At 64.4% G+C, this 21,970-nt stretch carries 25 protein-coding genes, 2 pseudogenes and 1 riboswitch; of the genes and pseudogenes, 16 read left to right on the forward strand and 11 right to left on the reverse strand.

The window, feature by feature from the left end:
- Positions 1 to 436 precede the first annotated feature (436 nt).
- Positions 437 to 721, forward strand: a pseudogene (locus tag ACZY0Q_RS16995) (transposase); the annotation flags it as partial.
- 37 nt (positions 722 to 758) lie between these two features.
- On the opposite strand, the gene ACZY0Q_RS17000 reads toward ACZY0Q_RS16995, so the two are convergent.
- Positions 759 to 1,184 carry a DUF302 domain-containing protein gene (locus ACZY0Q_RS17000; protein ID WP_463918618.1) on the reverse strand — a complete coding sequence of 142 codons (426 nt, stop codon included), beginning with the start codon at positions 1,182 to 1,184 and terminating at the stop codon, positions 759 to 761.
- 114 nt (positions 1,185 to 1,298) lie between these two features.
- On the reverse strand, positions 1,299 to 1,556 hold the full coding sequence (locus ACZY0Q_RS17005) for a metal-sensitive transcriptional regulator (protein WP_463918619.1): 258 nt from the start codon (positions 1,554 to 1,556) through the stop codon (positions 1,299 to 1,301).
- A gap of 124 nt (positions 1,557 to 1,680) precedes the next feature.
- Between ACZY0Q_RS17005 and ACZY0Q_RS17010 the strand changes: the two genes are divergently transcribed.
- The 8 genes and pseudogenes from ACZY0Q_RS17010 (at position 1,681) to ACZY0Q_RS17045 (ending at position 7,534) form a co-directional block, all read left to right on the forward strand.
- Positions 1,681 to 2,298, forward strand: coding sequence for a rhodanese-like domain-containing protein (locus ACZY0Q_RS17010; RefSeq protein ID WP_463918620.1), 618 nt, complete (start codon positions 1,681 to 1,683; stop codon positions 2,296 to 2,298).
- Positions 2,295 to 3,053 (forward strand): sulfite exporter TauE/SafE family protein, encoded by a 759-nt coding sequence (locus ACZY0Q_RS17015; RefSeq protein ID WP_463918621.1) that lies wholly within the window; start codon positions 2,295 to 2,297, stop codon positions 3,051 to 3,053. The genes ACZY0Q_RS17010 and ACZY0Q_RS17015 overlap by 4 nt, the downstream gene beginning before the upstream one ends.
- A 35-nt stretch (positions 3,054 to 3,088) precedes the next feature.
- Entirely contained in the window at positions 3,089 to 3,430 is a 342-nt protein-coding gene (locus ACZY0Q_RS17020; RefSeq protein ID WP_463918622.1) for a rhodanese-like domain-containing protein, read from the forward strand.
- Positions 3,431 to 3,463: 33 nt separating this feature from the next.
- On the forward strand, positions 3,464 to 3,760 hold the full coding sequence (locus tag ACZY0Q_RS17025; RefSeq protein WP_463918623.1) for a rhodanese-like domain-containing protein: 297 nt from the start codon (positions 3,464 to 3,466) through the stop codon (positions 3,758 to 3,760).
- A 62-nt stretch (positions 3,761 to 3,822) separates the two neighbouring features.
- Positions 3,823 to 4,184 (forward strand): annotated as a pseudogene (locus ACZY0Q_RS17030) (thioredoxin family protein).
- A 109-nt stretch (positions 4,185 to 4,293) separates the two neighbouring features.
- A complete protein-coding gene (locus ACZY0Q_RS17035) occupies positions 4,294 to 5,700 on the forward strand; it encodes an MBL fold metallo-hydrolase (RefSeq protein ID WP_463918624.1) in 1,407 nt (468 codons plus the stop codon).
- A gap of 80 nt (positions 5,701 to 5,780) precedes the next feature.
- Complete coding sequence (locus ACZY0Q_RS17040) at positions 5,781 to 6,053, forward strand: SHOCT domain-containing protein (protein ID WP_463918625.1); 273 nt, start codon at positions 5,781 to 5,783, stop codon at positions 6,051 to 6,053.
- Positions 6,050 to 7,534 carry a multicopper oxidase family protein gene (locus ACZY0Q_RS17045; protein ID WP_463918626.1) on the forward strand — a complete coding sequence of 495 codons (1,485 nt, stop codon included), beginning with the start codon at positions 6,050 to 6,052 and terminating at the stop codon, positions 7,532 to 7,534. The genes ACZY0Q_RS17040 and ACZY0Q_RS17045 overlap by 4 nt, the downstream gene beginning before the upstream one ends.
- 1,023 nt (positions 7,535 to 8,557) lie before the next feature.
- Here the strand turns inward: ACZY0Q_RS17045 and ACZY0Q_RS17050 are convergent.
- On the reverse strand, positions 8,558 to 9,616 hold the full coding sequence (locus ACZY0Q_RS17050) for a cation diffusion facilitator family transporter (RefSeq protein ID WP_463918627.1): 1,059 nt from the start codon (positions 9,614 to 9,616) through the stop codon (positions 8,558 to 8,560).
- Positions 9,613 to 9,978, reverse strand: coding sequence for an ArsR/SmtB family transcription factor (locus ACZY0Q_RS17055; RefSeq protein WP_463918628.1), 366 nt, complete (start codon positions 9,976 to 9,978; stop codon positions 9,613 to 9,615). Before ACZY0Q_RS17055 ends, ACZY0Q_RS17050 begins: the two co-directional genes overlap by 4 nt.
- 598 nt (positions 9,979 to 10,576) lie before the next feature.
- Here ACZY0Q_RS17055 and ACZY0Q_RS17060 point away from each other — a divergent pair.
- A complete protein-coding gene (locus ACZY0Q_RS17060; RefSeq protein ID WP_463918629.1) occupies positions 10,577 to 10,897 on the forward strand; it encodes a hypothetical protein in 321 nt (106 codons plus the stop codon).
- A gap of 617 nt (positions 10,898 to 11,514) precedes the next feature.
- Positions 11,515 to 12,051 (forward strand): hypothetical protein, encoded by a 537-nt coding sequence (locus ACZY0Q_RS17065; RefSeq protein ID WP_463918630.1) that lies wholly within the window; start codon positions 11,515 to 11,517, stop codon positions 12,049 to 12,051.
- Between the two features lie 220 nt (positions 12,052 to 12,271).
- Here the strand turns inward: ACZY0Q_RS17065 and ACZY0Q_RS17070 are convergent, their stop codons facing one another.
- The 4 genes from ACZY0Q_RS17070 to ACZY0Q_RS17085 all read right to left on the reverse strand — a co-directional run bounded on the left by ACZY0Q_RS17070 (position 12,272) and on the right by ACZY0Q_RS17085 (position 16,403).
- Positions 12,272 to 13,030 (reverse strand): NlpC/P60 family protein, encoded by a 759-nt coding sequence (locus ACZY0Q_RS17070; protein WP_463918631.1) that lies wholly within the window; start codon positions 13,028 to 13,030, stop codon positions 12,272 to 12,274.
- A 7-nt stretch (positions 13,031 to 13,037) separates the two neighbouring features.
- Positions 13,038 to 13,219, reverse strand: a riboswitch (cyclic di-AMP (ydaO/yuaA leader).
- A gap of 206 nt (positions 13,220 to 13,425) precedes the next feature.
- On the reverse strand, positions 13,426 to 13,722 hold the full coding sequence (locus ACZY0Q_RS17075) for a DUF4383 domain-containing protein (protein WP_463918684.1): 297 nt from the start codon (positions 13,720 to 13,722) through the stop codon (positions 13,426 to 13,428).
- Positions 13,723 to 14,198: 476 nt separating this feature from the next.
- Positions 14,199 to 14,906: a hypothetical protein gene (locus ACZY0Q_RS17080; RefSeq protein ID WP_463918632.1), complete on the reverse strand. Its 708-nt coding sequence runs from the start codon at positions 14,904 to 14,906 to the stop codon at positions 14,199 to 14,201.
- A 597-nt stretch (positions 14,907 to 15,503) separates the two neighbouring features.
- Entirely contained in the window at positions 15,504 to 16,403 is a 900-nt protein-coding gene (locus ACZY0Q_RS17085) for a LysR substrate-binding domain-containing protein (RefSeq protein WP_463918633.1), read from the reverse strand.
- Between ACZY0Q_RS17085 and ACZY0Q_RS17090 the strand changes: the two genes are divergently transcribed.
- Positions 16,366 to 16,770, forward strand: a complete 405-nt coding sequence (locus ACZY0Q_RS17090; protein ID WP_463918634.1) for a DUF5997 family protein — start codon at positions 16,366 to 16,368, stop codon at positions 16,768 to 16,770. The two genes, ACZY0Q_RS17085 and ACZY0Q_RS17090, sit on opposite strands and share 38 nt — an antisense overlap.
- Before the next feature lie 114 nt (positions 16,771 to 16,884).
- Here ACZY0Q_RS17090 and ACZY0Q_RS17095 read toward each other — a convergent pair whose 3' ends face one another.
- Entirely contained in the window at positions 16,885 to 17,265 is a 381-nt protein-coding gene (locus ACZY0Q_RS17095; RefSeq protein WP_463918635.1) for a VOC family protein, read from the reverse strand.
- Positions 17,266 to 17,423: 158 nt separating this feature from the next.
- Here ACZY0Q_RS17095 and ACZY0Q_RS17100 point away from each other — a divergent pair, with 158 nt between their 5' ends.
- Both ACZY0Q_RS17100 and ACZY0Q_RS17105 read left to right on the forward strand, forming a co-directional pair.
- Positions 17,424 to 18,029, forward strand: a complete 606-nt coding sequence (locus ACZY0Q_RS17100) for a hypothetical protein (protein WP_463918636.1) — start codon at positions 17,424 to 17,426, stop codon at positions 18,027 to 18,029.
- Between the two features lie 53 nt (positions 18,030 to 18,082).
- A complete protein-coding gene (locus ACZY0Q_RS17105) occupies positions 18,083 to 18,685 on the forward strand; it encodes a DUF6919 domain-containing protein (RefSeq protein ID WP_463918637.1) in 603 nt (200 codons plus the stop codon).
- An 80-nt stretch (positions 18,686 to 18,765) separates the two neighbouring features.
- Here ACZY0Q_RS17105 and ACZY0Q_RS17110 read toward each other — a convergent pair whose 3' ends face one another.
- Together ACZY0Q_RS17110 and ACZY0Q_RS17115 are read right to left on the reverse strand one after the other, a co-directional pair.
- Positions 18,766 to 19,248: a pyridoxamine 5'-phosphate oxidase family protein gene (locus tag ACZY0Q_RS17110; protein WP_463918638.1), complete on the reverse strand. Its 483-nt coding sequence runs from the start codon at positions 19,246 to 19,248 to the stop codon at positions 18,766 to 18,768.
- A gap of 88 nt (positions 19,249 to 19,336) precedes the next feature.
- Positions 19,337 to 19,738, reverse strand: a complete 402-nt coding sequence (locus ACZY0Q_RS17115) for a universal stress protein (RefSeq protein WP_463918639.1) — start codon at positions 19,736 to 19,738, stop codon at positions 19,337 to 19,339.
- Positions 19,739 to 19,988: 250 nt separating this feature from the next.
- On the opposite strand from ACZY0Q_RS17115, the gene ACZY0Q_RS17120 reads away from it, so the two are divergent.
- On the forward strand, positions 19,989 to 20,876 hold the full coding sequence (locus tag ACZY0Q_RS17120; RefSeq protein WP_463918640.1) for a LysR family transcriptional regulator: 888 nt from the start codon (positions 19,989 to 19,991) through the stop codon (positions 20,874 to 20,876).
- Positions 20,877 to 21,034: 158 nt separating this feature from the next.
- Entirely contained in the window at positions 21,035 to 21,949 is a 915-nt protein-coding gene (gene kdgD / locus ACZY0Q_RS17125) for a 5-dehydro-4-deoxyglucarate dehydratase (RefSeq protein WP_463918641.1), read from the forward strand.
- Positions 21,950 to 21,970: the final 21 nt, after the last annotated feature.

Genomic DNA, 21,970 nt, shown 5'->3' on the forward strand with positions numbered 1-21,970 from the left:
GAAGCGAGCAGGACAGTTCCGAAGGTCGCCAGGACGGGGATGGTCAGGAAAACTTGTGCCCCGCCTCCAGTGTTCGCCACGCCGGCTATCCCGATCCACCAGAACAGTGCCGCAGTAAATCCGCTCAGAATGATCAGTGTCGTACGCGTGGTTCCGCGAGGCGGGTTCAATGGTTCGAGGTTGCTGCTCACGGTCACTCCCCTGGCGTATTGAAGGTCGCTTCGATCGTGACTTTCACAGACTGACCGTTGGTCGCGGGGGGAATTTCCAAGGGTGCGGCAATTCCAAGCTTCATGATCCGTCGCTCCAGCTCCGGATCCACTGAGCGGGCAAGATACGTGAACTGCCCTTGCCCTGTGAGCAGGTCACGGACGGTTGCCGTGGGCACCCCGAGGACGTCCGCCAGCTCCTGAAGCCCCGCGTCTCGGCTAACACGGCCGGGTCCGTGGACCTGTCCGTCCCGCGGGACGGCGACGGCACGTTCACCCCTCATCTGGTCCCCAAGGGCTCCCGCCGGAGCGGCGGTCTGGACGACATGATCATCAGCCTCTACGCCGGAGGGATGACAATCCGCGACATCGCCCACCACCTGGAATGCACCCTGGGTACGGAACTCTCCCACGAGACGATTTCCAAGATCACCGATGACGTCCTGGACGAGGTGATGGAGTGGCAGAAACGCCCGCTGGATCCGCTGTATCCGATCGTGTATCTGGACTCATCAACGTCCGGGACGGCCAACAGCGCTTCGAGTCCGCTCAATTAGAAATGTCGTCCAAGGCGCTGAGCCTGGCGAGGGCTTTGCGGAGTCGGGCATCGGCGTCATCCGCGATCTCCCGGACGGCCGGGGTGTCGCTGAGCTGGACCATGGTTTGTGGGTCGATGGCTTCGACGGTGGTCTCTCGGGCGTCCTTACCTCGTCTGACAACGACATTGCATGGAAGCAAGGCGCCCAGTTCCGGCTCGGCTGCGAGGGCGCGGCTCGCCAGGGTGGGGTTGCAGGCGCCGAGGATTACATAGTCGCCGACGGCGTCGGCGGCTTCGGTGCCCAGTTTGGCCTCAAAGGTGGCGCGGACGTCGATTTCCGTTAGTATGCCAAAGCCTTGTTCTCCGAGCGCCTCGCGGGTGCGCTGGACAGCGTCCTCCCAGGACAGCGGGACGGTAACAGTGTGGGTATAGCTCATGAGCCTGCTCCTCATATGTCGTTACAGATACGCCAGGGTTCAGGTCGGGCCGTGCCGTGCCGGGGCTGGCTTGGGGGAAACTCCCCGGCACGGCGGTTTGTGGGTCCCTGCTTGTCAGGCGAGGGAGAGGAAGAGCTTTTCCAGTTCTTTTTTGTCCATGGTGGTGTCTTCACGGACGATGCATTGCTCAAGGCCGCTGGCGATGATGGCGAAGCCGGCCCTGTCCAGGGCCTTCGAGACGGCAGCCAGCTGCGTGACGATTTCCTTGCAGTCCCTGCCCTCCTCCAGCATGCGGGTGACAGCTGCGAGCTGGCCCTGGGCGCGCTTGAGGCGGTTGACCACCGGGGTCAGTTCAGTCGAATCGAGTTGCATGAAGTCTCCAAAGCGTGGGCGTCTTGCCATCAACTATATACCCCCTAGGGTGTCTTGCATACCCCATAGGGTATCTGCAATACTCGGTGGGGTATCGACCAACGACCCCTTTCGAGAGGCCCCCATGACTTCCCTTTCCCCATCCACCGCCATTGCCGCCCTGGCGCCGGAGACCTTGCGCAGCTGGGTCGCCGAGCATCAGGATCTCGTGGTCATCGACGTGCGCTCTGCCGCTGAGTTCGAGTCGATGCACATCCGGGGCTCCTATAACGTCCCGCTGCCGTTGCTGTCCGAACACACCGAGGAACTGGCCGCCCGCCTGGGCAGCCGCGTCGTCCTCGTCTGTCACTCCGGAGCCCGCGCCGAGCAGGCGCGTCAGCGCCTCGCCGGTTCCGGCATCGATACGGCCTACGTCCTGACCGGCGGTGTCCCCGGCTTTGCCGCGAGTGGTGGCGACGTGGTCAAGGGCAAGGACCGTTGGGACCTGGAGCGGCAGGTCCGCCTCGCCGCCGGGTCCTTGGTGGTTCTGGGCCTGGCAGGCGGTAAGTTCGTTTCCCCTAAGATCCGGACGCTTGCCGGCGTCATCGGCGCAGGCCTGACCTTCTCCGCGGCCACCAATACCTGTGCCATGGGCCAGGCCATCTCGGCGATGCCATGGAACAAGGCCGCCAAGGAACCCACCCGCGTAAGCGCCATCCTGCAGCTTCCGATAGCCGAAGCTCAGCGGACCACGGCAGCATGATCGCGGCTCTGTCACTGGGGCTCTTCGTCGGGATCGTTCTGGGTGTAGTCGGTGGCGGCGGCTCGATCATCGCCGTCCCGGCCCTGGTCTACGGCGTGGGCATGAGCCCGGCGGAGGCCATCCCCACCTCACTTCTGGTGGTGGGCATCTCCTCCCTGGCAGCGCTGATCCCTCGGCTGCGCGAAGGCACCAACTGGCCTGTGGTCCTGATTGTCGGCGCCGCGGGCATCCCCGCCGCGTGGGGCGGGACTGCGGTCGGCCGGCTGCTGGATCCAAACATCCTGATGCTCGCCTTCGCTGTCATCATGGTTTTCGCAGGGATCCGGATGCTCATGAGGACCACGGAAACGGAAGGCTCCTGCAGTACAGGTCCCAACCGCGCCTTCCGCTCCTGCGCCCCCAAGGCCGTGGGGGTCGGGATCCTCGTAGGGTTCCTCACGGGACTGCTCGGTGTGGGTGGAGGTTTTTTGATCACCCCGGCCCTCACCCTGTTCCTGGGCCTGCGCATGAAACAAGCCGTGGGTTCATCCCTGGCCATCATCGTGATCAATTCGGCTGCGGGCTTCGGCGCCCACGCCGCGGGATTTACCATCGACTGGCCCAGCGTCCTGTCCTTCGCGGTCCCCGCGATCCTCGGATCCCTCGTTGCTGCCCGCCTTGCCCGCCACCTTAACGACAAGCACATCCGCATCTCGTTCGCCGTGCTCATCTTTGCCGTCGCAGCCTGGGTCACTGCGGGCACCGTTACCGCGTGAAAACCGCCCCTCGTTCCGAAACAAAGGAGAACACCATGGGCCTCATCAGCTCCCTGAAGAAGGCCTTCAGCAAGCCCTACAAAACCATCACGGTCGCTGAGGCCAAGGAACTCCTGGCCTCGGGCGCGGCTCTGATCGACGTTCGTACCGTTCAGGAATGGCGCTCCGGACGGGCCCCGCAGGCCAAGCATGTCCCGCTGGACAGACTCCAGACCGGCACGACCGGAATCCAGAAGACCCGGCCCGTGATCGCCATGTGCCAGTCCGGGGTCCGATCCGCTTCCGCCGCCCGCCTGCTTGCTGAAAAGGGCTATGAGGCATATTCCCTGCGTGGCGGCATGGGCGCCTGGCGTCAGGCCGGGGAACCCGTCCGCTGAGGACAACAGTCCAACTATTCGAAGGAGAAGCCGATGACTGAAATCACCGTCGACGAAGCCGACCAGCGCCGATCCACTGACCGGATCCTCGATGTCCGCGAGGACTTTGAAGTCGCCGAAGGCATGATCCCGGGAGCGCTGCACATCCCCATGGGGCAGCTGCAGGCACGTCTGTCCGAGCTGGACCCCACAGTCCCCGTCATCGCTGTCTGCCGCAGCGGCAACCGGTCCGCCGCCGTCGCGGACGCACTCAACGGTGCCGGCTTCACCGCCGACACCATGGCCGGCGGCATGATCGCCTGGACCCGCGCAGGCCTCCCCACCACCTGACCTCTGCTGAAGATCAGCATCCAACTCTCCAAGACACCATCCGGAAGGACACGAACCTCCTCATGGCAACCATTGACATCACCGGACAGAACTTCGCCGAAACCCTGGAGAACAACGAGATCGTCTTCGTTGACTTCTGGCAGCCTGGTGTGGCCCCTGCCGCATGTTCGCCCCCACCTACGGTGCCGTCGCCGAACGGCACGCGGACATCACCTTCGCCAAGGTCGACACCGAAGCCGAACAGGCCCTCGCCGCAGCAGCAAACATCACCTCCATCCCCACCCTGATGGCCTTCAAGGACAAAACCCTGGTCTTCTCCCAGCCCGGAGCGCTCAACGCCACCGGACTCGAAGAAGTCATTCTGGGCGTAAAGAACCTGGACATGGACAAGCTCCGGGCCGACTCAGCGCAGCACCACCCCTAACATCCCCACGAAAGACAGCTGGTACACCCAGCATTGCTGTATACCCCCTGGGGTATTAGAATTGATGCAGGAACAGACACGAAACTTCCCCTCATGAAGGAGAGAACCAATGCTTATCGAGCGCATTTACGATGAAGACCTCGCCCAGGCCAGCTACCTGATCGGCTGCCAGGCCAACGGAACCGCAGTGGTCGTTGACGGCCGCCGGGACATCGCGGTCTACCAGGATCTGGCGAAGAAGAACGGCATGAAGATCGTGGCGGTCACCGAAACCCACATCCACGCCGATTACCTCTCCGGCACCCGCGAACTCGCCGCCGCCACCGGCGCGAAGATCTATGTCTCCGGCGAAGGCGGCCCGGACTGGCAGTACGAATTCGACGGCGAACGCCTCTACGACGGCGACACCATCACCATCGGCAACATCAGCCTCCAGGCCCTCCACACCCCGGGCCACACCCCCGAGCACCTGTCGTTCCTGGTCACCGACGGCGCCTTCAGCGACCAGCCCGGCTACCTGCTCTCCGGCGACTTCGTCTTCTCCGGTGACCTCGGCCGTCCGGACCTGCTCGATGAGGCCGCCGGCGGCATCGACACCCGCTTCGAGGGTGCCAAACAGCTGTTCGCCAGCCTGCGGGACAAGTTCCTGACCCTGCCGGACTACGTCCAGGTCCACCCCGCCCACGGCGCCGGCAGCGCCTGCGGCAAGGCCCTCGGCGCCATCCCCTCCTCCACCGTCGGCTACGAGCGCCTCTACGCCTGGTGGGGCCCGTACCTGGCCGCCAACGACGAGCAGGGCTTCACCGACGAACTCCTCGAGGGCCAGCCCGACGCCCACGCCTACTTCGGACGGATGAAGCGTGAAAACCGTGAAGGCCCGGCCGTCATGGGCGAACGCGCCCCGCTTCAGGAACTCGACACCGCCTGCGTCGCCAAGGACCTCGCCCAGGACAACGTCACCTTCATCGACACCCGCCCAAATAGCGAAGTCCACGAAGGCACAGTCACCCGCTCACTGAACGTCCCGGCCGGCAAGTCCGTCGCCAGCTACGGCGCCTGGGTGGTCAACCCGGAAACCGACAAGAACCCCCTCGTGCTCCTGGCCCCCGACCAGGACCAAGCCCAGGACATGTGGAACCACCTGGTCCGGGTCGGGATCGACAACGTAGCCGGCTACATCACCAGCATCGAAGGCCTCCCCACGTCTACCCCGAAGCTCATCCAGCCCGCAGACCTCGCCGGTTTCGATGCGGCCATGGTGATGGATGTCCGCAACCGCACCGAGCACACCGCCGGGCACGTCCCCGGATCCAGCCAGCTCAGCGGCGGCCGCGTCATGTGGCACCTCGATGAACTCCCGGCCGAAGGAACCATCGTGAGTTACTGCCAAAGCGGCGTCCGGAACTCCGTCGCGGCCAGCGCCCTGCGCCGCGCCGGGTACGACGTCGTCGAACTCGACGGCAGCTACGCCGCCTGGGACGCCTGGCAGAACTCCCGTCAGTCAGCCAGGGCCTAGAACCACCGCCACCAGCGCGTCCCGGATAACCCGCGGTCAGGAACGGCCTGGCCGTGTACGAAAGAGATAAGGAACCCTTCATGATGAACGGCTTTGATCTGGGCGGGATGGGGCTTGCATGGATCTTCTGGTTTCTGCTGATCGCGGGCGGGGTCACGCTCGCCGTGGTGCTGGTCAAAGCCTTCACCCGCAACGCCGGCGGTAACGCGCCCACCGATGGGCAGGGACCACCGCGCACGGGTGCGGGCCCTGCCCGGGCCAGGGAGATCCTTGAGGAGCGTTACGCCCGCGGGGAGATCAGCACCGAGGAATACCAGGAACGGCGACGGATACTGGAGGAGGACGGCCGGTGAGGCCGCTGACACGCCGCCAGCTGCTGGCACTGGGTGCGGTCGGGGCCGGCGCTACGGCTGCCGGCGGCGCCGGGCTGTGGCTGACCACCGGCAACGGACCCGGATACACCGGGGGTGAGGACCTGACCGAACCCCAGGTGCTGGCCAGCCGCGACCGGGTGCTGGAGCTGGACCTGACCGCCGCGCCGGCACGGGTCCGGGTCGGCGGGCGGGATGCCTCCGTCCAGGCGTTCAACGGCTCACTGCCCGGTCCAACCCTGCGGGTCCGCGCGGGCGACACGATCCGGGTCACACTGCGCAACGGGCTGCAGGCTCCCACGAACCTGCACGTGCACGGACTGCACGTCTCCCCACAGGCCAACAGCGACAACCCATTCGTCAGCATTGACCCGGGCGGGTCCTTCGACTACGAGTTCACCCTGCCCGGGGACCACCCGCCTGGTACCTACTGGTACCACCCGCACCGCCACGGGCACGCCGCCGACCAGGTCGCCGCCGGCCTCTACGGGGCCATCGTGGTGGAGGACCCCGACCCGGTTCCGTTCACCCGGGAGCGCGTGCTGGTGGTCTCCGACCTGTCCCTTGACGCTGCCGGCAATCTCGCCGAGGCGGACCAGATGCAGCAGATGATGGGACGTGAGGGAGAGATCGTCCTGGTCAACGGGCAACTCCGCCCGCAACTGCGCGCCGCGCCCGGAGAACGGGAGCGGTGGCGGATCATCAACGCCTGCCCCTCCCGGTACCTGCGCCTGGCACTTGACGGACAGCAGGTCCGGCTGCTCAGCAGGGACCTCGGGCGCCTGCCGGTCCCCGAGGACGTCACCGAAGTGGTTCTCGCCCCCGGCAACCGGGTAGAGCTGATCGTGGAAACCCGCGACGGATCCTCCACCCTCACGGCCACCGCCGTGGACCGCGGCAGCATGAACGCCATGATGGGCGGGGCCATGAGGGGCGACAACGAATCCGGTGGCAGCCCGGTGGAACTGCTCACCCTGGCCGTCTCGGGAAGCGCGGGCACTGACCCCGGGCCCGTGCCCGAGGGCCGGCCCCTGCGCGATCTACGGAACGAACCGGTCACCGCCGCCCGCACCCTGAACTTCGCCATGGGCATGAATGGGAACATGGGCGCGGGAATGGGCAACGGACAGGGCACCATGATGGCCTTCACCATCAACGGACGGGAGTTCGACCCCGAACGGCTCGACGAGACGGCCGCAGCCGGGACCGTGGAGGAGTGGACCCTCACCAACTCCAGCCCCATGGACCACCCCATCCACCTGCATGTGTGGCCCATGCAGATCGTCCCGGACGGTGACCGCGACGTGACCGGGCCCACATGGCAGGACGTGGTCAACGTCCCCGCCCGCAGCCAGGTGAAAGTCCGGGTGGCCTTCGACGACTTCACCGGCCGCACCGTGATCCACTGCCACATCCTCGACCACGAAGACCAAGGCATGATGGCCACCGTCCAAGCCCGCTGACCGGCCAGCGACAGCGGAGAAACCCCATCACTGCAACCCATGGCTCTGCAACCCCGGTGCGGGGATCCGGGACGGGCCGGCGCGGGTGCCATCACAATTACCCGTAGCCACGACCGAAGGGCGGCCCGGGTGCGTTGACGGCAGTGTCAGAGGACTATCGTCGCAGGTGGAAGGCGTCGACCGACGAGGAATAAGCCTTGAATGCTCGCCTGGAACCGAACATTTGTCAGACGCGTCCTAGCCGCTTCCGGTTCCCTATTTTCGCTCTCGACCCCGCCCTAAGCCGGTCCTCTATGGGGCGCTTGGGGAGCCTTCCACCAACGTAAGTTTGTGCCTACCGACGCGCTCCCTCGACGTTGGTTAAAAACGTCCTCCCCCTTAGGACCGACGTTGATTCCGACGAGTTCTTACACATGATCCACTGCCCGATCCCGGCGTTAGTTTCAGAAGTCGTCGGCCACTTCTGGTTTTTGGGCACCGTGTGGGGCCTTGCGCCGCCAGGGACCCGGCCGGTGCTAAAGATCCGTCAGGCCAACGCCTTCGTCGTCGAGGCAGGGTGAGCGTTTGCCGGTAGGGGTTCCTGTTGAGCGGAGGCAGCTGCATTGAGGTCCTTTAACCGCGGGCAGGGACAGCCACACGAAGCGCTGCATCTTGTTGTACGTCCCAAAGTCCAGAACTGCGCGGTCCAGTTTCGGTGCGAGGTCATGGCTGACACTTATCGCCAGTGATGGTTCTGCTCCCCGGCTGTCGTTTCCCGGGGGTTTCGTGGGTCGGTGGCTGAGCTCACACCAGAGTGGTTTGCGCGGCGGGGTCCGCGAGAAATACAGGCCCTGCTTCCGGCATCCGCCGTCGCCCTGATAGCAATGCAACGTCCCTCCGAAGACTGCCCCCATTTCCATGGCCGGGGCTGTCAGGAAAAATTGGCCGTGTCCGGGCATGTCGGCCGTGGTCAAACCGGGTTGTGAGCCCGCCGTCCCAGCATCTGCAAGGGCCACGTAATCCACGGGTTTGGGTCCTCGAGGGTCAGCGGGCAACGGTGAGGACCGTTCCGACGTTGCGGATGTTTGCGCGGACAGCGTCCTCAACTGACCTGTTAAGGGCTGCGAGCTCTCCAACGGTCCGGGCAGGATCCATGGCGGCGGTGACTTCAACGTTGAGGCGGTGGCCGCTCCACCGCAACCGGACGGTTGAGGCGGCGGGGGCTACCGGTGCGATGGCGGCTTCTGTGCGTTCCAGCAGGTCCGGGTCCACGCCGTCAAGGAGCCGGCGGCCAATGTCCCGGGCAGTCCCCCACAGTAGGACGAAAATAGTGACAGAGATCAGGATGCCGATAATAGGGTCCGCCAGCGGGAAACCAAGCCAGACGCCGATGACGCCCGCGACGACGGCCAGGGACGTGAAACCGTCGGTCCTGGCGTGAACGCCGTCCGCCACCAGTGCTGCGGACCCGATCTCTTTGCCCACCCGGATCCGGTAGATCGCCACGATCTCGTTGCCGGCGAAACCGATCAGGCCGGCCGCTAGAACCCAACCGAGGTTACTCAGCGGCTGCGGCTGGAACAGGCGGATGACCGATTCCACACCCGCCACCACCGCCGAAAGCGCCACCATGGCGACAATGAACAGTCCGGCCAGATCCTCGACCCGGCCGAAGCCATACGTATAGGTCCGTGTCGCCGCCCGGCGGCTCAGGACGAACGCCACCCACAACGGAACGGCAGTCAGGGCATCGGAGAAGTTATGGATCGTGTCCGCCAGCAGGGCCACCGAGCCGCTGAACAGGAAAACGACCAGCTGCAGCAAAGACGTGACCGCCAAGACGACCAGGGAGATCTTGAGGGCCCGGATTCCCTTGACCGACGACTCCATCGCCTCATCCACCGAGTCAGCGGCATCATGACTGTGAGGAACGAATAGACCGTAGAGGAAGCCCTTCAGCCCTCCGGGGTGCTCATGGTCGTGCTCATGATCATGCCCGTGGTCATGGTCAGTCCCGTTCCCGGCCCGGTGATTATGCTCGTCGGCGCTGTGGTCATGCCCGGCGGTGCCGTGGTCATGGGTGTGGCTGTCGGCCTGTTTCATGGTTTAGTACTCTCCGCTGTCGAGTGGTGGTGGCGCGGCGTGCCGCCCAGGGAATGCTCCGCCTGGAAGATTGCATCGGTGACCAACTGACGGGCATGTTCGTTCTCGAGCCGGTAAAACACCCTGGTGCCCTCCTGCCGCGTGGAAACCATCCGGGCCAACCGCATCTTCGCTAGATGCTGCGACACCGCAGACTGCGGCTTTCCCACCGCCTCTGCGAGGTCATTGACCGACATTTCGCCCTCGCGCAGCGCCAGAATCAATCGCACCCGCGTCGCGTCCGCGAGCATCGCAAAAATCTCCACCGCAAGCTCGACATATCCGCTGTCACCATTCCGACCACAGGCTTTATCTGCATCCATGCGAATATTATCGCATATGCACCTTCAGGGCTTATCCTCCTCGTACAACGCGCGGACTGTGGCGGCGGCTTCTGTCCGGACGAGCTGGTATGGATGATTACCCAACCGCATGACAGCCCTGGCGCTCCAGCAGGATGAGTGTTCTCCCTGCCCTGTCATGCGCGCACCGGCTTGAAAGCATGAAGAGCCACGATTTCCACTGAGGCAGTCCGGGAAGCCATCGCCAACGCGCTTCTGCCGTTGTTGGGTATTGCCGTGCAGCCGGCGGCCAGGCCGGCCTTGGCTTTTGGCAATGTCCAGGTTCTCCCAGTGGGCTTCTGGCAGCCCGCTTCGGTCATCCTCGAATCTTCACCTCGTGTCGTCGCGGAAGATCACTAGCAGTTGCCGTAGAAGAAGGGCCTGCCAGAGAATACCGCTGTTCTTCGCCTGTTGATCCCACGGTCTTGCATTGCTCTTGGTCTCCGCCATGCCCGACCCCTATCGGGGCCCGCATTCTCCGGCTGTTCTGCCGCAGAGGGGAATTCGTGGCGGAGATCGTGCTTGCAGGTGGAAAAGGACGCTGAGCCTATATGTCGGCGGGACCCTTCATCTGATCTGGGTGCCCGGTTTCATTCTTCAGGCCGAAGACGCCTCGGAATCTGTGCTTGCCGTGGAGCTTCTTAGTGCCGGCCGGAAGCTGCCATTGCTGATCGAAATCATCGGCGTCAACCTGACTGTCGAAGCCTGCAACGACTACCGGGACACCCGCTTCGTTTCCTCCGTCGCCATAGTGGGGACAACGAATCTTGACCGCGTCGTTGCCGCTTGGATGCGGCGCGGCCAGCACAATCTCCAGGAGTTTTTCACGTCGCGTCCGGCCGCGGTGGCATGGCTTGAGGGGCTGTCCGCTCCCGACATCGTCCACCAAGTCCCGGCCTGATTCTTCCCGACACCGGCAGGTAGGAGGCTCTGGAGGCCGGCCACACTGACGGGGAACTTCCGATGCCGATCTCCTCGCCGTCCGGGGACTTTACGGAGGGGGCCCGCGCCTGCCCATTGGGCGCACCCACAAATGGCCTCGGCACCTCACCATGACTATTCGGGAATCCGCGGAGTGCCTGCTCAACCTCACCATCGGCATCAGATAGAACCGCCGATTGAACAGTGAAGAGCCGCCAGTCTGTGGTGACAGTAACGGGCTATTGGACCCGTCCGTTGTGGAATTCCTACAACGTTCAAGGGCGGTTCATTTCCTAGGAAGTGGAACATCGGGAGCCAGGGGAGCTGGCAGCAGCAACGGCCGCCACAATAAGATCTCCTCGGAGCCTTCCCACCCGGCACCCCTACTACCCACGCGTAGCGTAGCGCGGCGTTTTGGAGTAGGAGCATACTGGAAACACCGCTCAAGTCGATGGACGATTAGCCGTTCGAGCGGCTCATTCACCGGCAGTTCCCGGGGAAATCTGCAGGCATCCAGGCGAAGGTGGGGGGACGCTCTTCCCACGCTTCGCAACCCTAAACAGAAGATATTGGTCTCAGAGGGGTAGAAGATCAACGATGAATCGCACCAAGACGGGGCTACTATCGATGGCCACCGCTGCAGTACTAGCCATGGGACTTGCTCCCGGAACGGCGGTCGCCCACGGAGGATCCGGGTACGGGGGCTCGGACCAGAGCGATGACTGGCGGAACAATGATGACCAGCGCCGGCTGGTCAGGATCCTGCGCGACGCTACCGACGACTATCGCTGGCTGGAGAACGCGGAGGCGGACGGCTATCAGAGAATCACTGACTGCGTGGAGAAGCCCGGCGTGGGGGCAATGGGTTTCCACTATGCGAAGCAGAAACTGATCGATGACAAGACCCAGGCCCGAAAGCCTGAGGTTCTCGTGTACATGCCGAATGAGCACGGCCGGTACAAGCTGGTAGCCGTTGAGTTTATATCGACAGCGGCCGAGCGGCCTTCGATTGCAGGCGTCGACTTCGAGGACGGGCCGTTCCCCGGCTCCTTCGCGCTGCACGCGTGGGTATGGAGAGACAACCCGGACGGCATGTTCGCAGCCTATAACCCGGACTTGAGCTGCCCGACGTAACACCCTTCTGGTGGTCGAGCGTGTCGGAACTTTAACGCGAACTCGCACCCTGCAATAAGCAGCCGGACGCTCCTGCACCTCGCGTGCAGGAGCGTCTTCGCGGGCTTGGGAAGACGCTCCTGCACGCGACCCGCCCGCCGGCATAAGCATCTCCTGGCGGGACCACGCCGGTGATTCATTGCCCCCAAGGCATTGAATCGAAGGGCCTTCAATGGTCCGTCTAGCCTGCCCGTACGAAGGTGACGGCGCCCTTGGATGTCATCCATGTCAGGGGATGGACTGCCGTTTCGTTCTTGCCGTTCAGACCGGAGCTAAGCACCTGGCCGTTGCCAACATAAATTCCTACGTGGCCAGGCTGCAGCACCATGTCACCGGGCTGGGGATCTGTGACAACGGTGCCGTAGTTCATGAACTGCATCGGACCGAGGTCACCGACCGCGATACCGGCAGCACCCAGGGCGTTTTCCACCAATCGTGTGCAGTCCTGGATCATGCCGATCTGGGCGTAGGCGGAGGAAACCATCGTGGCGTTGACTCCACCTGTTGCCGGGGCGGCCACCGGCGCGGCAGCAGCGGGGGTGACTGTGATTTGAGCCTTGGCCGGTGCGGCAGCCTTCGCGACGGCTGCCGGGGCAGCCTCAACGGCGACAGGTTTGGGCGCTTCCACGACAGGGGCAGGAGTGGTCTCCACGGCAGGACGCTCGAAGGAAATCTGGACCGTGGAATCTGCGCTGAGCGGGGCCTGTGCCTGGCTGGCGAGTTCAAGGTTTGAAGTCGGCTCCGCGTCGCGCTGGGCCGGGGCGTCCGCTGCCTGCGCGGCAATGCCGCTGGTCAGGACGAGCCCGGAAGCTGCTGCGATGACGGCGGCCTGGCGGCCCACACCGCCAGCATTGTCAGCGACGGATTTGGACAGGACCGCAAGGGCACTGGTCTGGACGGGGACCGCGCGGCGGCGGCCGTGAGCTTTGCGAATGGGCATGAAAGGGCCTCTCCCACTGCCTGCGAGGTTAGCTGTCGGATTCGGATGGGAGACACCCGGCCGCAGTTCCAGCGCAAGCTGGAGGCGCGGCTTCACCCCAAGGCCTGCACGAAGCAGGCCACAATTGGTTTCCCCGTCTCTGCCGGACGAATTTGCGAACGGATCCCGAGGCGGCGGCAGAGTTAGGCAATCAGCTCAGGAGTGCCGCATTCGGAGACCCGGCACGCGCCCGACCCTACGGGAAAACCCACGTTGATGTCACATTTGCATAACGGCGTTTCGGTTTGACTTCGCCATGCGTGCGCCAATTGGAGTGGGGTGATGTTCTGCGAAGCAGGCCGCCACCCCTCGGTTCTCCCGCCTGTCAGGCCCGCTGGGCCCTTCCTCTTTGGGGCCTACGCGTGCGTCCGTGACTTAGTGCGGTCCTTGGTGAGAATCAGTGCCAGCGCGATCATGCCGACGCCCAGCAGGAGGTGGAGCCAGTTGTCGTATCCGTTCAGCGGCAAGAAGTTCCCGGCTGATTCCTGGTCAACAACCAGTCCATAGATCCAGAGGACAAGGTAGATGGCGCCGCCGACGAGCAGGTAGGAGCGGGCTCCTGCTGCGGTCCGGGCCACTGCAACACCGGCAACGCCGAAGAGAAAGTGGACGATGTTGTGCAGTACCGGGACCTGGAACAGGCCGAGCAGCAGTGCCCCGGAGTGGTGCCCCGCGAACTGTAGCTGGTCCTACTGGCTGGAGCCGCCCGGGACAAACCCGAGGATGCCTACCAGGAGGAACACCGCGCCAACGGCGAGTGCTGTCTCTTGTACGTTAGTCCGCCCCGCCCCGCGGTGCGGGTGTTGTGCGTCGATGTCATGAGGAGCTCCCTGGGATCGTTGGATATACGGCACTGCATTTGGAAACCGGCGAACCAGCCTCTGCGCCCTGCAGCTTGCTGCAGCCGGCCAGGCGGCCGGAACAGCTTGTACCCGATATTCGGACCCGACCAGGTGGCGGATGGCCGTACGCCGGCACCTCACCATTCAGATTCCGGCGCCGTACCCGCAACGTCCGGACAAGCTGATGGCCCGCCCCCCTTACCAGGTAGGGCGGACCATCGGAGTCAACTTTGGACGCACCAAGGCCCTTCACCGGGCACCTATGCCCGGTCGCCCCGCGGGGCGGGTTAGCGGCGTTCGAGGACGCCGCAGACTGCCGGGTCGGTGGCCTCTGCCGGGAGGTCCTTGTTCAGTTCGCTGGCACCTTCAGGATTACTGAAGTTGTAGGTGCCGTTTTCGTCGTAATCCAGTCCGTGAATGACCAGGACGCCCTCACCGTCGCGGATGGCCTCGGCGATCTGCTTGGCCGTGCCGGTACCGCCGTTTCCGGGGTAGCCCGTGCCTGCCACATCGGTGAAGTCGATGTTGCTGCGGCTGTAGTTGTAGCGGCCATCCTTGGAGACCGGGAAGCGTGTGACGTCCAAGAAGCTGGCAGGGGTGGTATCGCCGCTCGTGTTCAGGGACACGACGACCGGACCGTAAGCGGGAACGCCCTCAACAGTATTCAGGCGACCGTCTTTATTAGCGTCGAGCTTGAGCGTGGGGCACTCATTCATGGCCTGCTCGCCGTAGTGGATGTGCTGGGCGTGCGGGGCATCGGGCGTCAGACCCCTGGCGTGCACCTCAATGTGCTTGATCGTCTCGCCCTTGACGACGGCTTTTGCAGTGCCCCAAGCTCCGGAGCCGTTGAGCTGTCTCAGCTTGGCGGTCAGGGTGACGGTTTTCTCTTCCTCTGATTTTGAACTGTGGGCCTGGGCAGGCCCCACCGCCAAAGTGGTGGCAGCTAGCAACGCGACGGCTGAGGCCCCAAGGGCCGCTACAGATTTCCGATTCACAATTCACTCCTCGGTCACAGGCCAGTGAGGAGATCCCGCTGGTCTACTGTGATTCGGAACACACAAGGCTACGGATTGGCGTAAGCAGCATGGGATACCGCCATCGACGGAGCCGACAGGGTGCTTGTAGCCAAATGCTTCCATTTCACGACTTCTCTAGGAAACCGCTACCTCACCGAAAACATGGCTGCACTGGTCGGTGATTTTTGCAGTCAGACCAGGTCAAGCTGGAGTACACCCAAACCTGACGTCAGGTTGCGATCGATCAGAGCGTCAGAATAGGGTCCGATGTGCGCACTCCGGACACACCTTTCTGAAAGCCTTAGATTCCAAGCTGACACATTGGGTGGAGGGCCGAATGGCGGGTCAGCGCGGATCTCTCAGACCCTTCCTTCGCGTTGCCACGAACCGCAGTAGTGTCAACCGCACCGAGCTCCTGCCTGCCAGACGTGGCTGTCGGCTTCCCCAAACCAGCCTGCACGCCACTAGTACAACGCGGCGCTACATGCATCCCCCGAACCAGGGCAGTCCTGAACAAGAGCAGCCCAGAACCCTGCACCATTCCCGCACGCAGTCCAAGGCCCGGAGCGGTTAGAACTAGCGCTTGCCCTTCTTGCGTGAGCCCTTGCCGCGGCCCTTGTCCGGATTCGGGGCGTACCGCTGGGCCACCTTCGGCTTCTTGACCGCGGGGCCGCGCCGGTCCGGCTTCGGTTCCTTCTTGGGCTTTTCCTGCTGGGCCGAGGGCTGCCGGGAGCTCGCCGCGGTGCGGCCGCGGACAATCCCGATGAACTCCTCAATGATGTCGTCCGTGGAATCGCTGGGCCAGGCCAGCGCGATCTCCGTGTTCGGGGCCCCCGTCAGCCGGCGGGCCACGGTGTCCTTGACGTTGAAATGCCGGGCCACGGACATGGGCAGGATCACCAGGCCCGCGCCGGACGCCACCACCTGCATGGCCGCTTCCGGGCCACCCATTTCGGCGACGTCCAGGAAGGTCTCTGCCGCGAGGTCGGCCAGGGCCACTTCCTCAAACACCGAGATCTCGTGCCCCTTGGGAGCCACCACTACGGGCTGCTCCTCATACAGGGGGATCACGTTGAGGCCCTCGCGCTCCACCGGAAGTCGGACAAAGCTGAGGTCCGCAGAACCGTCACCTAATACGGAAAGCTGGGCGCCGTCGTCGGACATAAACGACTCCAGCGGGATGTCCAGCACGCGCTCTTCCCAGCGGCGGATCCACTTGCCCGGGGTCACGCCGGCCACGTAGGCGAAGCGGAGCACGCGAGGGGCCTCCTGCTCCGGCGATTCGTCGGGACTGGGGTTCTGGCGGGATTCATTGTCTGCGGGCACGTCTTCACAGTACCGCCCGCGCGGCCCCGCGATGCCGGAACAGGTGCGGGGTTGGTGTGGGACTGGTGCAGCACTGGTGCCTTTCAGGCGGGCAGCCAGATACCCTTGAACTATGACCTCTGCAAACTCCCAGTCCATGAAGCCGGCCACCGTTGCCAAGAAGCTTGGCATCTACCTGCCGGCAACACCGCAGGAGTTCCAGGATTCAACCATCAGCCGCGCCGATTTCGCCGAACTCCAGGCCAACCCGCCGGAGTGGCTCGCGGAGCTCCGCCGCAACGGCCCGCACCCCCGCCCGGTGGTGGCCCAGAAGCTGAACGTCTCCATCAGCGGCCTGGCCCGCGGCGGTGTTGAGGAAGCGCTGACGACGGCGGAAATCACCGCGCTGCTGCAGGCTCCCCCGGCATGGCTGGTCACCGAGCGCTCCACCCACGCCGCCGTCCGCACCGAAGCCCAGCGGGTCAAGGACGACGCAGCCAAGAAGGACGCCAAGAAGGCCCGCGCCCAGGCCGAGTAGCCTCCGCATTTCATAGGCTTGTCCGCGGATCCGAACCCTTGACAGTTCGGATCCGCGGACAGGCCTCTGTTGTCTCCGGAGAACGTCAGTTTCGGAAGTCGGCCCGGGGAAGCGTCAGTCCTGGTGCAGCTGCACGAAGTTGCCGCAGCCGTCGTCGAAGACGGCGCTGACCCCGGACGGGTCCTCTGACGGTTCGCCCTGGAACGTCACGCCGGCAGCCACCAACCGGCGGTACTCGGCCTGCACATCCGGGACCCCGAACGTGATGGCCGCGATCCCGGCGTCGTGCAGTGCGTTCATGTAGTTCGCACCGATCGGGTTGTCGCTGGGCTCCAGCAGCAGCCCCACAGACCCGGCATCGGCGCCGGGATCCTTGATGATGAAGAGGTTGTACTCGGGCATCGCCATCAGAGTCTCGAACCCGAGGGTCCCGGTGTAGAACGTGTGGGCCGCGGCCGGATCCTGGACATGGATGCTGCACATTTTCAGTCTCATGGTCCCAAGCTACCCGGCAAGCACCCGGCGCCGGAACCTAAATCCCGGAGGCCCCGGTGATGCGAGAGGTCCCACCATTGACCCCGGCGCCTGGAGGGGCTGCAATGGAAGGAGCAACCCGGAATCCTGGGCCGGGCCTGACGCGGGGAGGTGCCGCAGTGCCGGCATTCGCAGAATCCGTCCTGTTTGGAGCGTTGCAACTGGGTTTCTGGGGTGCAGTGCTGGTGTGCGCGGTGGCCGCCACCGTCCTGGCTGTCCGCCGGCATTCGACGCCGGACCCTGCCGTCCACGCCCCGGACCCCGTGTTCTGGGACGTCTTTATGGGATCGGCTGTGGCACTTCCGGCAATCTTCATTCCCACGCTCGCATCACCCTGGTCCGGCGCCGTTCTCGCCGTTCTGGGAACTGGGGCGGGCGTCGCCGCCTATCGGGGCAGTCCACAGATCCTCGCCTGGCAGGAACGCCGCCGGAAGCAGCGGCAGGACCGGCCCGTTCACACCGCGGCGCAGGCTGAACATGACGCGCTCCTGACCCGGTGGAGCCGCTACGAACTGGACCCTGCCAGCTGCATCGACTATCCCGCCATGACGGACGTCCGGAGGCCCGAAACCTCCGCCCTGATCCGGGCCATGAGGGAGGCAGAGCAGCTGCGGACGGTGCCGCACGAAGGGTACGCTCCCGCCGTCGTCCGCTTTGGTGTTGCCCTCGCCGCAGCGGAACGGGCTGCCGGGATCCCGGCCGGAATTACCGCCGGCGGACATTAACTGCCGTGTCGCCCCCGCTGGAGTCCGGCGGCGGGGCACCGTAGCATCCGAGGATGGAACCCACAGAAGCGGAAATCCGTGACCAGTTCGGCAGGCGTCTGGAGGACAAGGGGGCCTGGCGGCAGGCCATCACCCTTGAAGCCGCCGGGGAACTGACGGCGCGCTGGCTGGAGGGCAAGAGCGAGTACCAGGCCGCCACCTTTACCGTCCGCTACGACGCCGAAACAGAACCCATCGCGGTGGAGCTGTCCGCCCTGAACAGGAGCGGGCTGTTCACCAAGGAATCCCAGCCCGGCCTGCGGACCGAAAACTCCGCCCAGCGGCAGTACGTGACCGGCTTCTGCAGTGCGGAAGCGGCCGTGGAACTCCTGGCCCTTTCCACCCGGACTGAGCTGGTGACGGTGGCCCATGCCCCTGGGGAGGCCAGCAGCGCAGCCATCCCGGTAACGCTCGACGGCGACGAGGTAGTGACCGTCCTCGGCTCCAGTGAGACTCCGGTGGAGGAAGAGCAGATCCGGGACTGGGCGGCCGAAACCAACGAAACGCTGGCGCTCCTGCTCGCCGACTCCTGGTACGTGGAAATCCTGGATCCGGTCTGGGGCCGGAACGATGTGCTGCTGCCGGCCGTCCTCGCCGCACTTGCTGCCCGGCAGTAGCTGCTGGAAGCAACCGACGCTTTAACGAGAGGACGGGCCGACCGCTTACGCGGCCGGCCCGTCCCCTACAGCTCGAATTCCTAAAGCTCTACCGTGCCGCTTTCGCCCACACTCATCCGGCTGTGCGTCACCTTGGACTTCACCCACTGGAAGACCGTGGCCGCGGTCCCGCCGGGGCTGGTCCAGTATTCCGCGGAGTCCGAGTCGACGCGAAGCAGGCACACCTCGGGAGTGTCCGGCCCGTCCGGGAACCAGGCTTCAACAGTCTGGTTCCACATTTCGTGGATCTTGGCGCGGTCGGTGACCACCTCGGCGGTGCCGGCCACCGATACCCACTCGGTGCGTTTGCCGAAGGAAACATTCACCCGCGGGTTGGCCTGAACGTGAGCTACCTGCGAGGTACCAACGCTCGTGAAGAACCACAGGTCACCGTCCTCCTCCACGTCCTGGACGGCGAGGGGACGGCTGACCAGGGCGCCTTCTTCGTTGATGGTGGTCATCATCCCGATGTGGGAATCGTTGATGATGCCCGTAACTTTGCTGATGTTCTCAGTGTCCGTCATGCTCACCTCGTTCTGATCGAAGGGAAAGTTCCCGCGTCCAGCCTATTGGTAAGCATGCTTCTTTTCTAGTGACGGTGAGCGCGCCGGCCTATGAGTGGGCCGCCGCCTTGACCGCCAGCACCGGCCGGTCCGCCTGCATCAGGATCCGTTGCGCGTGGCTGCCCAGGATGAATTTGCCCACCTGCGTGCGGTGGCGCAGGCCGATGACAATCAGCGACGCATCGGCCTCCCGGGCGAATTCCAGGAACTCGTCAGCAAGATCATTCAGGTACGGCGGCTGGATAACGGTGGCCTTCACACCGGCTTTGGCGGCCCGCTGGGCTGCCTGTGCGAGGACGTCGTCGGGTGCCACTGGCTTATCCACCAGCGCGCCTTCCCTTGCGGAGTTGACGATCACCAGGTCCTCGTTGCGGAGCTTGGCTTCCGCGATGCCTGCCGTCAGAGCGGCTTCCCCTGCGGGTGTTGGGACGAATCCGACAACGATGCTCATACCTTCTCCTTGATTTCTGAGGTTGACGGGCCGGCCTGGACGGAGGCCTTGCGCTTGGCTGCGGCATCGCGGATAACCGGCAGCACGGCTACCAGGACGAAGACCCCATTGGAACTCCTCGTTGAGATTCGGGGCGAGGCCCGGTCTTCGCTGTGAACCGAATCACTTCTGGCTCGCCCAACGACTATAGGGAGGCATTATGATGCATGTCTAACCCCTACTAAGCATCAGGTGATACCCGGAAGGCATCATGTTTACGTTTGACCAACTGGCCGGATTCATTGCCGTGGCAGAGGAACTCCACTTCGGACGGGCAGCCGAAAAGCTGAATATGACCCAGCCGCCCCTCAGCCGCCAGATCCAGAAGCTGGAAAAGAGCATCGGCACGGAACTGCTGGAACGCGACAACCGCAAAGTGCAGCTCACGCCAGCCGGGAGCGCGTTCCTGGACGAAGCGAAGCGGCTCATGGCTCTGGCCAACCGCGCACCGGTGACCGCCCGCCGGATCGCCACCGGCCGTTCCGGGGTGCTGCGGGTGGGCTTCACCGCCGCCAGCGGGTTCAGCATCCTGGGCCCCCTCCTGGAAGAGATCGCATCCATTCTTCCCGAGGTGGACATCGACCTGCAGGAGCTTGTGACCGGGGAACAGATCCAGGGCCTGCTGACGGGCGAGCTGGATCTGGGCCTGGCCCGGCCACCCTTCGACCGCGACGTCTTCGATTCGCATCTGCTGTACCGGGAGTCAATGGTGCTGGCCGTGCCCACGGGCCACCGTTTGGCCGAGCTGTCCCGCCCCGTAGAGGACGAAGACTTCCGGGACGAAGCGCTCATCATGCATTCGCCCAGCAAAGCCGCCTACTTCTACGATCTGGTCATCCGTAAGCACTCCATCCAACACGGGAACGTCCTGCATACCGTGAGCCAGATCCTCACCATGGTCTCCCTGGTCGCTGCCAAGCGAGGCGTAGCCTTTGTCCCGCATTCAGCCACGCTCCTGGCGATCAAGGGCGTCGAATTCCTGCCCCTGGCCGGCAGCGGCAGCGACGAACCGGTTGAGCTGCACGCCATCTGGAACCGGAAGGTGGCCAACCCCGCCTTGAAGCGCTTGTTGCAGGACCTGGAGTTCCGCACTGAGTAAGCGGACCGCCGTCGGCAGTTCAGTTCAATACCCTTTCGGTATCAACACATACACAAAAACACTTAGACAGGCATCAAGCGGCCTGCCTACTCTGGACAGGAATCGGCATCCGGCCGCTGCGGCATTCACCTGGCGGCATTCAGACAGAGGACAACTTCGTGGCAAAATATACTCCGCAGGAACTGGCAGACACCCTCAAGGAAGGCCTGCTGTCTTTCCCGGTGACGTCATTCGATGCCCAGCTGCAGTTCGATGAGGAAAACTACCGCAAGCACCTCGCCTGGCAGGCCAGCTTTCCGGTAGCCGGCCTGTTCGCAGCGGGCGGCACCGGCGAGGGTTTCTCCCTTACCCCTGCAGAATCCGAGCGCGTGGTCCGCGCCGCCGTCGATGAAGTCGGCAGCATCGTCCCGGTGCTCGCCTCTGCGGGCGGCTCCACGGCCCAGGCCATCGAGAACGCCCAGGCAGCCGAAGCCGCCGGCGCCGACGGCCTCCTGCTGCTCCCGCCCTACCTCACCGAGGCTGACCAGGAGGGCCTGATCGACCACGTCAGCGCCATCTGCAGCTCCACCTCGCTGGGCGTCATCATCTACAACCGCGCCAACGCCATCTACAAAGACACCACGGTGGCCACCCTCGCGGACCGCCACGAAAACCTCATCGGCTTCAAGGACGGCGTGGGCGACCTCGAGCACGACGCCCGCGTCTACGCCAAACTCGGCGACCGCCTGTTCTACCTGGGCGGCCTGCCCACAGCCGAAACGTTTGCCCTCCCGCTGCTGCAGCTGGGCATGAGCACCTACTCCAGCGCCATGTACAACTTCGTCCCGCAGTTCGCCCTGGACTTCTATCAGGACGTCCGCAACAACGACCGCGTCGCCGTCAACAAGAAGCTCAACGAGTTCGTGATCCCCTACCTGGACATCCGCGACCGCGTGAAGGGCTACTCCGTGTCCATCGTCAAGGGCGGCCTGGACGCAATCGGCCGCTCCGCAGGCGGTGTCCGCCCGCCGCTGCAGAACCTGGCACCAAAGGACCTCGCAGACCTCAAGGCGCTCATCGCCACCGTCTCCTGATCAACGCCTCTCCTAAGGAGC

This window comes from Pseudarthrobacter lactosi (genome assembly GCF_055412785.1).

Bases quoted from the DNA above. Each gene is read 5' to 3' on its own strand.
- ACZY0Q_RS17000 (WP_463918618.1), bottom strand. From the start codon at position 1,184: ATGAGCTATACCCACACTGTTACCGTCCCGCTGTCCTGGGAGGACGCT.
- ACZY0Q_RS17005 (WP_463918619.1), bottom strand. From the start codon at position 1,556: ATGCAACTCGATTCGACTGAACTGACCCCGGTGGTCAACCGCCTCAAG.
- ACZY0Q_RS17010 (WP_463918620.1), top strand. From the start codon at position 1,681: ATGACTTCCCTTTCCCCATCCACCGCCATTGCCGCCCTGGCGCCGGAG.
- ACZY0Q_RS17015 (WP_463918621.1), top strand. From the start codon at position 2,295: ATGATCGCGGCTCTGTCACTGGGGCTCTTCGTCGGGATCGTTCTGGGT.
- ACZY0Q_RS17020 (WP_463918622.1), top strand. From the start codon at position 3,089: ATGGGCCTCATCAGCTCCCTGAAGAAGGCCTTCAGCAAGCCCTACAAA.
- ACZY0Q_RS17025 (WP_463918623.1), top strand. From the start codon at position 3,464: ATGACTGAAATCACCGTCGACGAAGCCGACCAGCGCCGATCCACTGAC.
- ACZY0Q_RS17035 (WP_463918624.1), top strand. From the start codon at position 4,294: ATGCTTATCGAGCGCATTTACGATGAAGACCTCGCCCAGGCCAGCTAC.
- ACZY0Q_RS17040 (WP_463918625.1), top strand. From the start codon at position 5,781: ATGATGAACGGCTTTGATCTGGGCGGGATGGGGCTTGCATGGATCTTC.
- ACZY0Q_RS17050 (WP_463918627.1), bottom strand. From the start codon at position 9,616: ATGAAACAGGCCGACAGCCACACCCATGACCACGGCACCGCCGGGCAT.
- ACZY0Q_RS17055 (WP_463918628.1), bottom strand. From the start codon at position 9,978: ATGGATGCAGATAAAGCCTGTGGTCGGAATGGTGACAGCGGATATGTC.
- ACZY0Q_RS17065 (WP_463918630.1), top strand. From the start codon at position 11,515: ATGAATCGCACCAAGACGGGGCTACTATCGATGGCCACCGCTGCAGTA.
- ACZY0Q_RS17070 (WP_463918631.1), bottom strand. From the start codon at position 13,030: ATGCCCATTCGCAAAGCTCACGGCCGCCGCCGCGCGGTCCCCGTCCAG.
- ACZY0Q_RS17090 (WP_463918634.1), top strand. From the start codon at position 16,366: ATGACCTCTGCAAACTCCCAGTCCATGAAGCCGGCCACCGTTGCCAAG.
- ACZY0Q_RS17095 (WP_463918635.1), bottom strand. From the start codon at position 17,265: ATGAGACTGAAAATGTGCAGCATCCATGTCCAGGATCCGGCCGCGGCC.
- ACZY0Q_RS17105 (WP_463918637.1), top strand. From the start codon at position 18,083: ATGGAACCCACAGAAGCGGAAATCCGTGACCAGTTCGGCAGGCGTCTG.
- ACZY0Q_RS17110 (WP_463918638.1), bottom strand. From the start codon at position 19,248: ATGACGGACACTGAGAACATCAGCAAAGTTACGGGCATCATCAACGAT.
- ACZY0Q_RS17115 (WP_463918639.1), bottom strand. From the start codon at position 19,738: ATGAGCATCGTTGTCGGATTCGTCCCAACACCCGCAGGGGAAGCCGCT.
- ACZY0Q_RS17120 (WP_463918640.1), top strand. From the start codon at position 19,989: ATGTTTACGTTTGACCAACTGGCCGGATTCATTGCCGTGGCAGAGGAA.